14 protein-coding genes are annotated in these 12,254 nt (G+C 55.2%); 3 read left to right on the top strand and 11 right to left on the bottom strand.

The features are described from left to right. Nucleotides 1-19: 19 nt before the first annotated feature. Entirely contained in the window at nt 20-787 is a 768-nt protein-coding gene (locus tag ECL_RS09695; RefSeq protein ID WP_013096592.1) for a DeoR/GlpR family DNA-binding transcription regulator, read from the bottom strand. An 86-nt stretch (nt 788-873) separates the two neighbouring features. Here ECL_RS09695 and ECL_RS09700 point away from each other — a divergent pair, with 86 nt between their 5' ends. Together ECL_RS09700 and tam are read left to right on the top strand one after the other, a co-directional pair. Beyond that, on the top strand, nt 874-1,458 hold the full coding sequence (locus ECL_RS09700) for an NUDIX hydrolase (protein WP_013096593.1): 585 nt from the start codon (nt 874-876) through the stop codon (nt 1,456-1,458). A gap of 83 nt (nt 1,459-1,541) precedes the next feature. Continuing rightward, nucleotides 1,542-2,300, top strand: coding sequence for a trans-aconitate 2-methyltransferase (tam, locus tag ECL_RS09705; RefSeq protein WP_013096594.1), 759 nt, complete (start codon nt 1,542-1,544; stop codon nt 2,298-2,300). 6 nt (nt 2,301-2,306) lie between these two features. Here tam and ECL_RS09710 read toward each other — a convergent pair whose 3' ends face one another. The 7 genes from ECL_RS09710 to ECL_RS09740 all read right to left on the bottom strand — a co-directional run bounded on the left by ECL_RS09710 (nt 2,307) and on the right by ECL_RS09740 (nt 8,373). After that, nucleotides 2,307-3,497: a cytochrome c biogenesis protein/redoxin gene (locus ECL_RS09710; RefSeq protein ID WP_013096595.1), complete on the bottom strand. Its 1,191-nt coding sequence runs from the start codon at nt 3,495-3,497 to the stop codon at nt 2,307-2,309. Between the two features lie 137 nt (nt 3,498-3,634). Beyond that, the gene (locus ECL_RS09715) at nt 3,635-4,930 is read right to left on the bottom strand and encodes a sensor histidine kinase (RefSeq protein ID WP_013096596.1); all 1,296 of its coding nucleotides are present in this window, start codon (nt 4,928-4,930) and stop codon (nt 3,635-3,637) included. Further along, complete coding sequence (locus ECL_RS09720; RefSeq protein WP_013096597.1) at nt 4,927-5,667, bottom strand: response regulator; 741 nt, start codon at nt 5,665-5,667, stop codon at nt 4,927-4,929. Before ECL_RS09720 ends, ECL_RS09715 begins: the two co-directional genes overlap by 4 nt. 44 nt (nt 5,668-5,711) lie before the next feature. After that, nucleotides 5,712-6,707 carry an alpha/beta fold hydrolase gene (locus tag ECL_RS09725; RefSeq protein WP_013096598.1) on the bottom strand — a complete coding sequence of 332 codons (996 nt, stop codon included), beginning with the start codon at nt 6,705-6,707 and terminating at the stop codon, nt 5,712-5,714. 145 nt (nt 6,708-6,852) lie between these two features. After that, nucleotides 6,853-7,293 (bottom strand): GNAT family N-acetyltransferase, encoded by a 441-nt coding sequence (locus tag ECL_RS09730; protein ID WP_013096599.1) that lies wholly within the window; start codon nt 7,291-7,293, stop codon nt 6,853-6,855. A 12-nt stretch (nt 7,294-7,305) separates the two neighbouring features. Continuing rightward, a complete protein-coding gene (locus ECL_RS09735; protein WP_013096600.1) occupies nt 7,306-7,776 on the bottom strand; it encodes a GNAT family N-acetyltransferase in 471 nt (156 codons plus the stop codon). 9 nt (nt 7,777-7,785) lie between these two features. After that, nucleotides 7,786-8,373, bottom strand: a complete 588-nt coding sequence (locus tag ECL_RS09740; RefSeq protein WP_013096601.1) for a hypothetical protein — start codon at nt 8,371-8,373, stop codon at nt 7,786-7,788. A 134-nt stretch (nt 8,374-8,507) separates the two neighbouring features. Between ECL_RS09740 and ECL_RS09745 the strand changes: the two genes are divergently transcribed. Beyond that, the gene (locus ECL_RS09745; protein WP_013096602.1) at nt 8,508-9,056 is read left to right on the top strand and encodes a GNAT family N-acetyltransferase; all 549 of its coding nucleotides are present in this window, start codon (nt 8,508-8,510) and stop codon (nt 9,054-9,056) included. Here ECL_RS09745 and ECL_RS09750 read toward each other — a convergent pair. From ECL_RS09750 to ECL_RS09760, 3 genes are all read right to left on the bottom strand, one after another. Beyond that, nucleotides 9,044-9,958 carry a bestrophin family protein gene (locus tag ECL_RS09750; protein WP_013096603.1) on the bottom strand — a complete coding sequence of 305 codons (915 nt, stop codon included), beginning with the start codon at nt 9,956-9,958 and terminating at the stop codon, nt 9,044-9,046. The genes ECL_RS09745 and ECL_RS09750 overlap by 13 nt on opposite strands. Before the next feature lie 197 nt (nt 9,959-10,155). After that, entirely contained in the window at nt 10,156-11,607 is a 1,452-nt protein-coding gene (locus ECL_RS09755) for a tagaturonate reductase (RefSeq protein WP_013096604.1), read from the bottom strand. Nucleotides 11,608-11,724: 117 nt separating this feature from the next. Further along, on the bottom strand, nt 11,725-12,252 hold the full coding sequence (locus ECL_RS09760) for a GNAT family N-acetyltransferase (protein ID WP_013096605.1): 528 nt from the start codon (nt 12,250-12,252) through the stop codon (nt 11,725-11,727). Nucleotides 12,253-12,254: the final 2 nt, after the last annotated feature.

Consider the following 12,254-nt stretch of genomic DNA (forward strand, 5'->3'; position numbering starts at 1 on the left):
TCACAGGTAGGTTCAAGGGTTATTCTGGATCTGATGTCGTCACCACGGAGACGCCCTTCTCCCTTACCGCGCTAATCCAGGCGCGATCGGTATCATCTTCCACGACAATCGTATGGGCCAGCGATAGCTCGCCAATCACAAACGATGACGCGGTGTTAATTTTTTCTGGCGATGCCAGGACCACTGTCTCAGCGGCCCTGCCGGAAAATGCACGTTTGATGCACGCCTCTTCGAAATCGCCGGTGGTAAGCCCCGCTTCAGGATGGATGCCGGTAACCCCCATGAAGAACAGATCCGCATGGATATTGTCGATGCCTTCAATGGCCGCTGCGCCTACCGTCACGATGGAGTGTTTGTACAGACGTCCTCCGATCAGGATCACTTCAATCGAAGGATGCTCGACGAGCCCAAGGGCAATGCTCGGGCTGTGTGTGACCACGGTAATGCGTAAATCCGCCGGTAAATACGCGATCAGTTCCGATGTGGTGGTGCCGCCGTCGACAATCACCACCTGCCCAGGGGAAATGAGCTTTGCGCCTTTACGGGCCACATTTTTTTTCGCGTCCATCTTCACCGTTTTACGCTCGGCAAACGGCACAGTGGCCGACGAGGCCGGCAGCGCACCGCCATGGACACGCTGCAAACGCCCTTCCGCCGCCAGTTCGCGGAGATCACGACGAATGGTGTCTTCTGACACCGCGAAATGTGCGCTGAGCGCTTTAGACTGGACCTGGCCTTCAGCGGCAAGCTTCTCGAGGATTAATTGTTTTCGCTGACTGGTGAGCATTGTGGATTCCTGATATTGCACGTTTTATCTTGAATGTGCATGATAATGCTGTTTATGACGATCACTCTACGTAAGGAGCAGCAAACGTGCAATCGAAACGTGCAGATGTGCGCATCATTGAAAATGAAACACTGTCGGATAACTGGTACATCCTGAAAAAGTACACCTTTGAGCTGCAGCGACGCGACGGTGAATGGCAGCGACAAAGCCGCGAAGTGTATGACCGGGGAAACGGGGCCACGATACTGCTCTATAACCGTGATAAAAGAACGGTGATCCTGACGCGCCAGTTCCGCTTTCCGGTCTTTATCAATGGCCATGAGGACGACCTTATCGAGGCCGCTGCCGGGCTGCTGGATAACATGGATCCCGAAAGCCGCATCAAGGCGGAAGCGGAAGAAGAGACCGGATATCGTGTCTCCCGTGTTGAGAAAGTCTTTGAAGCCTACATGAGCCCAGGCTCCGTCACGGAAAAACTCTATTTTTATATCGCAGAGTATCACCCGCAGGATCGGGCCAGCGCGGGCGGCGGCATCAAGTCAGAGGGAGAAGATATCGACGTGCTGGAAATGCCGCTGGATGAGGCCTTGCGAGGAATTGATACCGGCAGGATTGTCGACGGCAAAACGATTATGATGCTTTACCATATCGCGCTGAAAGGCGTTCTGTAGTCACTGCGTCGGTCGAGACCTGCCCCAGTGCGGGTCTCTGCCTGTGCTATTCTTGCTGATGAATTCAACACGGAGAGGCAAAAATGGCCGACTGGAACCCTTCGCTTTATCTGCAATACGGTGCCGAACGCACGCGCCCTGCTGCTGAACTGCTCGCCAGAATTCCACTGGATGAGGTGTCCACCATCGTTGATTTAGGCTGCGGACCGGGAAACAGCACCGCGCTGTTGAAGCATCGATGGCCTTCCGCCCACATCACCGGTGTCGATAACTCACCGGCGATGCTCGAAGAGGCGCGCCAGGCGTTGCCCGATTGCCACTTTGTTGAGGCCGATATTCGCCAGTACAAGCCAGGCCAGCCGCTGGGCCTGATTTATGCGAATGCCTCGCTACAGTGGATCCCTGACCATTACGATCTCCTGCCGCATCTGGTTTCGCTGCTGAAGCTAAACGGCGTGCTGGCGATCCAGATGCCTGATAACTGGCTTGAACCGACACACGTCTCGATGCGCGAAGTGGCTGTTGAACAAGGTTATCCGAATCGAGGCCGTGAACCTCTGCCCGGTGTCCATGCGTATTACGATATTCTGACGGAGGCAGGCTGCGACGTGGATATCTGGCGCACGACCTACTTCCATAAAATGGGATCGCATCAGGCGATTATTGACTGGGTCAGCGCCACGGGGCTGCGTCCGTGGTTACAGGAGTTGAATGAAAGCGAGCGGAAGCAGTTCCTGCAACGCTACCATGAACTGCTGGAAGAGCAGTATCCACTTCAGGAAAACGGGCAGATACTGCTGGCATTTCCACGCTTGTTTATCGTTGCTCAACGTCAGCCATAAGTCGGCTCAGGAGCGGGCCTCTTTCAGCAACTGCTGAATGACTTTTTCCTGCTGGTCATAGTTTCCTTCGCCAAAGGAGGTGTAGCGCAGTTGCCCTTTGGCATCGAAATAGTAGTGCGCGGGCCAGTACTGATTCCCGAAGGTGTTCCAGATCTTATAGTTATTATCCGTGACCACCCGATACGGGAGCTGCCATTTCGTCACCGCTTTTTGTACCGAGGCGAGCGGTTTTTCCCACGGGTATTCCGGCGTATGCACACCTATTACCACCAGACCCTGCGCCTGGTACTTTTTGGCCCAGTCGCGAACGTGCGGGAGCGTATGCTGACAGTTGATGCAGTCCCACGTCCAGAAATCAATCAATACTACCTTCCCCCGCAGAGAGTCAGACGTGACAGGGTCACCATTAACCCATCCTGTTCCGCCGCTTAAGGAGGGTAACTGGCTGCTGGGCTCGGTCATCACCACCGGCTGAAGCTTCACCGGTGCCGTTTCGGGTTTCGCCAGCGTCAGGAGCGAATTTTCCAGACGGTCTGCGACCCCGTTGGCGCCTTTCAGAACGGACGTCATCCCGGTGGCGTTAAACGCAACGGTCGCTAACATCACCACGCCCGCCCCCTTGCGTAACCTTTCCATCAATGCCGATCTGGCACGCAGGGGTGCCATCAGCGCGCGACCACCGATAACCAGCAGCCCCAGCATCAGCGCGCATCCGCTGCCGTAAGCGGCCAGCAGTGCCCCCGTGGCAATGGCGGAGTGACCGGCAATATTCAGGCTGAAGATGGCACCCAGAATCGGCCCGGCACACGGCGACCAGAGCAACCCGACGGCCAGCCCTGCCAGAAATGCGGAGAGAGTACCGCGCGTCTGTCCGCTGCGTGTGTTGAGAAGATTACCTGCGCTGACGGCCGGTCCGGCAATACGCTGGGCGAATGTCGGGAAAATAAGAGCCAGTGCGGCTATTGCCAGTACAACCAGTGCGACCCAGCGCCCTGCTATCGTCGCCTGGGCGATCCAGTTGCTGGCGGCGGTAGCCACCAGTGCCACGAGGGTGAACATTACAATCATCCCCGCGAGCAACGCCAGAATATGCCGTCGTTGCCCCTGGAACCCGGCAAACAGCAGTGGAATAACGGGGAGAGTACATGGGCTGAGCAGGCTTATCATCCCGCCCAGAAAAGCGATTATCAGAAACATAGTGACCTCACATTACAGATGCCCTGCGAAGCTGCAGTGAGGTTATTTCACCGTGTTGATATGTTCAGGATGTGTGCAAATCAGCGCGAATTGTCTGTGCGCGTATCATGAAGGCTGTTCGATACAAAACCGTACAATTACCCGCGCGGCAGCGTAATCGAAACGTCCAGCCCACCCTCGGCGTGGTTCGCCAGATGCAATTTCCCGCCTAACTGCGCAGTCAACTGGGCGGCGATTGCTAGCCCTAATCCGGTGCCCCCGGTGTCGCGGTTTCGTGAGGTTTCCACCCGATAAAACGGCTGCAATACCGCCTCCAGTTCGGCGTCCGGTATCCCCGGCCCCCCATCGCGAATAGCGATCGTAACATGATGGGCATCTGAATGAATCGTAATGACGGCGTAGTCGCCAAATTTCAGCGCATTATCCAGCAGATTGGTCATCACCCGGCGTAGCGCCTGCGGACGCGTGACCACGGGCAGACGGGCATCGGTTGCCTGAAGCTGCACGTTTTTCCCGATGTCCTGGTAATCGCTGGCGATGCTGTTTATCCAGGCATTCAACTCCAGCTTGAGCGAGGTCTCTTCCAGAGATTCTGATGACCGGGCATACGCTATTCCTTCCCGCACCAGGCGCGTCATATTGTCCAGGTCGTTGAGCAACTTGTCCCGCAGTTCCGGCTGGTCCGCCATTTCGACGCGTAACTTCATGCGCGTTATCGGGGTCTGAAGGTCGTGCGATACGGAGGCCAGGATCTGCGCACGCTCGCGCAGGTAAGACTGGATACGCGCCTGCATGGCATTAAAGGCGTGCGCGGCCCGTTGCACCTCGACTGGCCCTGCCTCGGTCATTGGCGAGCTTGCTGCCGGGTCGAGGGAATCCACCGCCCGGGTAAACTGAGAAAAGGGTCGAATAACCTGACGCACGGCAATCCATGAGCAGAACGCCAGAAGCAGTAGCTGCAACACAAGCACTACAGGCAGCCAGCTGGCGACCGGAGGCATTCGGGGGATAAGGTCAATGGTCAGCGGCGAACCATCGCTCAGCGTAAGGTGGGCCTGAATATGGGAAACCGGCCCCGGCACGGCAGTAAACGTCAGTGGCCAGGTTGCCGACAGCGCCTCTGTCAGGGTGCGGATGGCATCCTGCGAGCGTTTGTCATGCGGTGCAGGCCCCGGTTCGCCGGTGCCCAGAATGTAGCGATAGTTCCCCCGCGCCAGTCGTTCCAGCCAGGCTGGACGCTCCTTTGCGGGAAGCCGGTCGAGGATGGCCACACTGGTGGAAACGTCATATTCCAGGTTGCCGAGCATCACCGTGCGGGCGCTGCGCATTCGCTCAAGCATGACCAGCGTGAGGCTGAGCGCGTTGGCCAGCAGGAGCCCCAGCATCACGATGATCAGCAGTCGCGTCAGTAACGAGCGTGGCCAGATCCTCATTCATTGGCCTCTTTGATGATCACCGGCATGGTAAAAACGTACCCTTCGCTGCGAACGGTCTTGATGTAGGCCGGCGTGCGGGCATCTTCATTCAGCCGCTGACGAACCCGGCTGACCAGAAGGTCAATCGAGCGCTCAAAGAGTTCAGCATCTCGCCCCTGGGTCAGGTTAAGCAACTGATCGCGGCTCAGCACACGCTGAGGATGGTCAAGGAACACGCGCAGAAGTCGGTATTCCGCCCCGCTGAGTGCCACAATCATCCCCTCGCTGTCGATCAGGTGACGAGCAACGGTGTCCAGTTGCCAGTCGCCGAACATCACCAGGCGCCCGGCCTCGGTCACCTGCAGATTGGGTGGCATGGTACGAAAACGGCGCAAAATGGCTTTGATACGCGCCAGCAGTTCGCGCGCAACAAAGGGCTTCACGACATAGTCATCGGCCCCCATTTCCAGCCCCAGGATCCGGTCTGTCTCTTCGTTGCGCGCGGTCAGCATCAGGATCGGCAGATCTTTATGTTTACCGCTGCGCAGTCCCCGGCAGAGCGTTAATCCGTCATCGCCTGGCATCATCACGTCCAGCACCACCAGATCGACATGCTGTTTATCTAGCACGGCCCGCATCTCTTTGCCGTTTGCCGCGTCAGACGCGCGATAGCCCGACTTGACGAGATAGTCGACAATCAATTCACGAATATCCCTGTCGTCATCGACGACAAGGATATGATCAATATGCTCCACCGGGATCTCCTGACTGAGGGGTAACGTATTGAAAATAGCACATATCACAGCTTATCCGCGTCGATAACCGCCTTGACGAAATCCTGCGGATCTTCCTGCGGCGGGTTGTGCCCCACGGTGGCCCCAAAGGTGCGGTGTTCATATTTACCGGTGAATTTACCGGCATAGGCTTGCGGCGCAGGATGTGGCGCCCCGTTGTTGCCGCCTTCGATGGTGATTGTCGGAACGGTGATATTTGGCAATGTCGCCAGCTTCTGCTCATAGCTGTCGTATTTACGCTCGCCTTTTTCAAGCCCTAAACGCCAGCGATAGTTGCTGAGCGTAACCGCGACGTGATCGGGGTTATCCAGGGATTTTGCGCTGGCGTTAAAGGTTGCATCGGAAAACTTCCAGTCTGGTGAGGCCTGAGACCAGATCAGACGGGCGAAGTCATGGGTATTCTTGGCATAGCCTTCGGCACCGCGTTCTGTTGCGAAATAGAACTGATACCACCACTGCTGCTCTGCTTTTGGCGGCAGCGGCTGTTTACCAATCTGCTGGCTGCTGATGAGATAGCCACTTACCGAAACAAGGGATTTGACGCGTTCAGGCCACAGCGCCGCGACAATGTCCGCCGTACGGGCGCCCCAGTCATATCCCGCAAAAACAGCCTGCTTAATGTTGAGGGCATCCATCAGGTTAACGATATCTTTCGCCATGGCCGAAGGCTGGCCGTTACGCGGCGTGCTTGCTGACAGGAAGCGCGTGGTGCCGTAGCCGCGCAGCGAAGGCACAATGACCCGGTAGCCTTTTGCCGCCAGCGCGGGTGCGACTTCGGCATAGCTGTGAATATCGTAGGGCCAGCCATGTAACAGAATCACCGGCTGTCCCTCTTTTGGTCCGATATCGACATAGCCGATATTCAGATCGCCAGCGTTAATTTGCTGAGGGTGATCGAAGGCTGCGGCAACATCTTTGCCGGTGACTTCGGCCTGACAGGACATGACGGTGCCAAGAGAAACGGTTAACGCCAGGGTTGAATACGCGAGTTTGCTGAACATGTTGGTATCTCCGGTTAAGAACAGTTGACGGGGATATAACAACACGCGTTTGTATAGCGGATATGTGCGAAAGGGGGTTTATTGCAATCCTGTGTATGTATCCGGTACGCAGATACAGTGTGATACAAACACAGGTGATTCAGGCTTACAGCGAGAGGCGGTAGCGTACGTAATCGTCTGCTTCACCGTATTTGTCATAGAGTTTACGCGCCGGGTTTTTCTCCCGGGTGACCCAATACAGTTTCGACCACCCTTCGCGCTTGCCTTCGGCTATCAGGGCATCAATGAGCGCCTTCCCGGCCCCCGCACCACGCTCGGTGGCATCGACAAACAGATCTTCCAGGTAGCAAACCGGGGCCGTTGACCAGGTGCCTTCGTGGAGAATGCACATCGCGAAACCGATAACCTTTTCATCTTTCTCTACCACGCGGCAGAACATCGGTGAATGCGCTGAGAGCGCCCTTTCCCATGTCGATGCGGTAACCGATTCATCAAGAAAGCAGTCATAAAAATGGGTATACCCGTCCCATAGCGGTCGCCACTGGGCGTAATCGTCTGCGCTTAAAGGTCTTACCGTGACAGCCATGCGTTCCTCACATTACAAGTTGATCGCCATTTCAAAACAGCGTAAATCAGCGCCCGCCATGCGCGAGTGATGATACTTTTCGCTCAGCGTGACAAACCCCAGCTTCTGGTAAAACGACCGGGCGTTAGGCGTTGCATCGAGCGTCAGGCGGGTTAACCCCCGGCTATGTGCCTCCTGTTTGAGCGCCTCGATAATCCGGGTCGCCATGCCTTTTCCGGATGCCGCCGGCAAGGTGAATATCGCCTCCAGACAGTGGGTATCCAGATCAAGATAGCCAGTTGCCGCAATGTCGCCCTTTTCATCTTCCACCACGTAAAAAGGGTATTCAATGACCATTTGCCGGTAATGCTCCGGCATGTCGTCGGGCGTCCAGCGCGCAATGACGTCCGCGTCGTAACTGGTTTTACAGCCGTGACGAATCGCCTGCTTGCGAATATTCCAGAGTATTTCAGCTTCCTGCGGATGTGCTTTTCGTAACGTCATATCACCTCTTTAATGGCTTTTTAACCGGATTTCATGTGCAACTCTGGCAAGACGCTGAGTGCGACAATAGAGGGTAAACAGCACAAAGCCGCTGCTATTCATTACCATCCGACAAAGTATCAGCGCGAAGGATGCGGTGACCAGTGGCCAAAGGTTTCCGCTATGAGAAAACAGAAGATGCAGAACCTGAACGAGAGTTATGACCAGCAGAATGATGAACACTGCCATAAACCCCAACAATCCTGACGTTACCCCTCGGGCCAGAAGCACGCTGATAACAATGAGCGCGCCTGTCATTATTAATGATGGTGCGAAAAAGCTCAGTGCATGGTGTAAAGGTGACAAACCCTGCAACGCGCTGAGAAAAGGCAGAAGGTTTAACGCAAACGCCACTAAAAAAAGAGGTAACAGCGCCGCTACCGGGTAAGGATTTTGACGCGGAAGCTCGCTGAGGGGGCGAGAAAAATACCCTTCCAGCTCGGGGGTGGAATGATTCAAAACACGGGTATCACGACGAGCAATGGCCTCCTCTATCTCTTTGCCATGCTGCAGGAGATCCTGGAAAACACGTCCGGTTAAAAGAGACCACAAGCGCATTAAAATTTCGCCATTGAAGAAATGATGCCTATTTTTGGTAGGGTATAAACTCAGCACGCCTCAACTGAATGTGATAGAGATGAAAATACCAGAACGCAAACAAAATCATAACGCTTAAATATGGAGATCTGCGGATGACGATACCGACGCTCACGACAGAACGCTTGCTGCTAAAACCGCTGGTTGCCGAAGATGCCGTTCAGATACAAAAGCGCTATCCGCGCTGGGAGATCGTCCGCTATCTGGTCTCTTCCGTGCCCTGGCCCTACCCGGATAACGGCGCGGAAAACTATGTCAACAACGTGGCGCTGCCGGATATGGCGAAAGGGATTGCCTGGTTCTGGAGCATCCGCCGTCGTGAAGCGCCGGACGAACTGATGGGGGTTATCTGCCTGTACGATGTGGAAGATAACAACCGCGGGTTTTGGCTGGCGCCGGAGTTTCAGGGAAAGGGATATATGCGCGAAGCCAGCATTGCGGCAACGGATTACTGGTTTAACACGCTGAACAAACCCGTATTGCGCGCGCCGAAGGCGGCCGCCAATAGCCGCTCCCGTCGTATTTCAGACAGTAGCGGCATGCGGCTTATCAGAACGGAAAAGAAAGCGTACGTCAGCGGTATGCTCGATTCTGAGCTGTGGGAAATCACCCGGGACGAGTGGAACGCCCGTCAGGTCAGCTGATAATACTTATCCGGCATCAGCCTTTCCGGAATGTTCTCTTCATCGTTCATCTGCAGCAGATCGCGTTCCATCATGTTGCAGATGGCGTCCAGCGGCAGGTCGTTGTCTTCGGTACCAAACGGATCTTCCAGCTCTTCTGCCAGCGTATCCAGCGAAATAAAGGTATACGAAATCAGCGCAGAGACAAACGGCGTCATGTAGTGCAGGTCAACAACCAGCGCGAACGGCAGCATGATGCAGAACAGATAGACCGTACGGTGCAGGATAAGCGTATAAGCAAATGGCACGGGCGTGGTGGCGATGCGCTCGCAGCCTGACAGGACAATCGACATATCGTTGAGACGGTTGTTCAGGCTGTGGAACAGAATATCGGAGAGGTCTCCATTACGGCGTCTGACGGCCAGCCATTCACCCATGATCAGCAGAATACGGTTCGCCGGGGAATTGGCGGCCATGACGTTGCGTAAATCCTCCGCAGCCAGATAGCGCGCCAGTTGCCCTTCCCCCTTTTCACGACGCAGGGTCATGCGCAGACAATGGGCAAAGGCGATCTGCAGGCGGACGAACTGACCCAGATGTTTATCATCCGGCAAGGTGTTTTTAACCTCGCGAAATAACGAGCGTGCCGCTATCATCAGTTGCCCCCACAGCTGGCGAGCCTCAACGTAGCGTGAATAGCAGGCGTTGTTTCTGAACCCCAGAAAGATAGCGATGGCCACACCCAGGATGCTGAACGGCGCAACGGTAAATTTGATGCCCAGCGAGGTATACCACGGCAGCATCAGAATAACGGCGATGGATAGCAGGAAGTTAAGTAACAACCGGGTATAGATTTTAGGAAGTACCGAACCGTGCCAGACGAAAATCAGTTGTAGCCAGTGCTGTTTGGGACGAACAATCATAGTCAGCTTCAGGAAAGGAAAGAGCCGCGTTATTAAACGTGATCCCTGTCACGGTTGCAAGCTTGTTAATAACAGATTGCATTTTATCACCTGATAAGCAATAAACCGCACGGTGCTACAGCCTGTTTTACATAAACGAGTCCATAGTATGTTGTAACTAATGAGATATAAAATACCCGGACGAAGCCGGGCATGGGTTAACAAAGCGGTTTTACTGCGGCCCGCATCCCCTGTTGCAGAATCGCGTCGAGATCGCGCGAAACCTGACCGACAAGACCCTCTACCTGAGTTAAATCCTGCTCCCAGTGCTCAGTAACGCTTAAAACGGAGGCGACCAACTCGCGGGTGGTGATCTGTTTATCGTGATGCTGCGCCCACAGCTGTTGGTAACGAGCAAGCCAGTGCACGTCATCCTGCACCGGATAGTTCTCCCCGTTACGCTCTGCACGGTAGAACGCGATCAGTGCGGCCAGCGCGAACGTCAGGCGAGCGGGCAACGTGCCAGATGCCCTCACCCCCGCCAACAGCTGCGGCAGAATGCGCGTGCGATACTTGGTCATGCCGTTAAGGGCAATCGACAGCAGCTGATGCTTGATATACGGATTGCGGAAACGACCCGTAACGGCGCTGGCGAAAGACGCCAGTTCATCACGCGGCAAATCCAGGACCGGAATAATTTCCTCATAGATCGCTTTTTCGATGAACGCGCATATGTCGGCATCATTCATCGCCTCGCCCACCGTATCCAGCCCCGCCTGGAACGCCACCGGCACCAGCGCTGTGTGCGCGCCGTTGAGAATCGCCACTTTGCGCTCCTTGTACGGCTTAATGTCATCCACAATCCGCACGTTTAGCGGGAATTTGTCCAGACGCAGTTCGCTGGCCAGGGATTCAGGCCCCTGAATAACAAACAGGTAGAAATGTTCAGCGGTATCCAGGAACGCATCGTGATAGCCAAGCCCGGCTTCCAGCGTCGCCGCTTCGTCGCGCGGATACCCCGTTACAATGCGGTCAACTAACGTGGAGCAGAAGCTGTTATGCGCATTCAGCCACTGAATAAATTCCGCTGGCAGTGCCCATGCCTGTGCATAGCGCAGCACCAGTTCGCGCAGCGCTTCGCCGTTATAGTCTATTAGCTCGCACGGAATGATGATCCAGCCTTTGTCCGCTGCGCCGTTAAAATGGCTGAAGCGCTCAAACAGCAGCCGCGTAAGCTTCGCTGGATAGCTCACCGCTGGCGCATCTTCGAAACGATCGCCCGCGTGCCAGCTAATCCCCGCCTCGGTGGTGTTGGAGAAGACAAAACGCATCTCCGGATTGTGCGCCAGTTTCAGAAATTCATCGTACTGGCTGTAGACGCTGATCTCCCGATTCACCGAGCGGATAAGACGCGCTTCGCTGACCGCCTCGCCCTGCTCATTCAGACCACGAATGATCGTGGTATACAGGCCATCCTGAGTGCTTAATGACGGCGGGAAGTCGCTTTGAATTGGGCGTACGACCACGACGCCGGCATTGAGATCGGTATGTTCGTTTAACAGGTCGATTTGCCAGTCGACAAACGCACGCAGGAAATTGCCCTCGCCAAACTGAATGATTCGTTCGGGGTAGAGAGCACCGGGGAAATCACGACGGTTAAGTGTGTTCACAATGGGGTCCTTTTATGATTAGTCGTACAACCTTATTAAATTGGTATGATAACTTACCAAAGGTTTTCGACCAGAACCCCGCTTTTGATCAATTCATCACGTCATTGAGGGAAATAATCACAAGAACTTATAGAAGACCGATGTGGCGGTCATCGCGCCATCCGGCATTAGCGCATAACGCGGGATCTCCCCCACTTTTTGCCAGCCAGCGCGCTGGTAGAAGGTCTCCGCTCCGCTGCCGGTTGAGGTATCCAGCACCAGCACCGAGATGTCTCTTGCTCTGGCCTGCACTTCCAGCTCCTCCATTAGCGCCATCGCGGCACCTTTACGACGCGCTTTTTCATGCACCAGCAGCTTTGCCACATCGGCACGATGCGGCTGGTTTTCCGGCTGATCGGTAATGAGCTGCACGGTGCCAATCACGCCATCCTGAGAATCGATGCAGGCCAGCACAACGCGTTCGTTACGCTCTACGCTCCCGGCAATATCCTGCCAGAAAGCACGAGCTTTATCGGTACTGAATGGCAACATAAAACTGACGGAAGCGCCGCCCCTGACACAGTTTTCAAGGATATCGGCCAACGCATCGAGGTGGGTGAGAATATCGTCCCGGGTGAGGGTTTTGATCTGCAGTGAGGTATTCATGG

This window comes from Enterobacter cloacae subsp. cloacae ATCC 13047 (genome assembly GCF_000025565.1).
GTDB lineage: Bacteria > Pseudomonadota > Gammaproteobacteria > Enterobacterales > Enterobacteriaceae > Enterobacter > Enterobacter cloacae.

Bases quoted from the DNA above. Each gene is read 5' to 3' on its own strand.
- ECL_RS09760 (WP_013096605.1), bottom strand. From the start codon at position 12,252: ATGAATACCTCACTGCAGATCAAAACCCTCACCCGGGACGATATTCTC.
- ECL_RS09715 (WP_013096596.1), bottom strand. From the start codon at position 4,930: ATGAGGATCTGGCCACGCTCGTTACTGACGCGACTGCTGATCATCGTG.
- tam (WP_013096594.1), top strand. From the start codon at position 1,542: ATGGCCGACTGGAACCCTTCGCTTTATCTGCAATACGGTGCCGAACGC.
- ECL_RS09750 (WP_013096603.1), bottom strand. From the start codon at position 9,958: ATGATTGTTCGTCCCAAACAGCACTGGCTACAACTGATTTTCGTCTGG.
- ECL_RS09735 (WP_013096600.1), bottom strand. From the start codon at position 7,776: ATGACGTTACGAAAAGCACATCCGCAGGAAGCTGAAATACTCTGGAAT.
- ECL_RS09740 (WP_013096601.1), bottom strand. From the start codon at position 8,373: ATGCGCTTGTGGTCTCTTTTAACCGGACGTGTTTTCCAGGATCTCCTG.
- ECL_RS09695 (WP_013096592.1), bottom strand. From the start codon at position 787: ATGCTCACCAGTCAGCGAAAACAATTAATCCTCGAGAAGCTTGCCGCT.
- ECL_RS09710 (WP_013096595.1), bottom strand. From the start codon at position 3,497: ATGTTTCTGATAATCGCTTTTCTGGGCGGGATGATAAGCCTGCTCAGC.
- ECL_RS09725 (WP_013096598.1), bottom strand. From the start codon at position 6,707: ATGTTCAGCAAACTCGCGTATTCAACCCTGGCGTTAACCGTTTCTCTT.
- ECL_RS09745 (WP_013096602.1), top strand. From the start codon at position 8,508: ATGACGATACCGACGCTCACGACAGAACGCTTGCTGCTAAAACCGCTG.
- ECL_RS09730 (WP_013096599.1), bottom strand. From the start codon at position 7,293: ATGGCTGTCACGGTAAGACCTTTAAGCGCAGACGATTACGCCCAGTGG.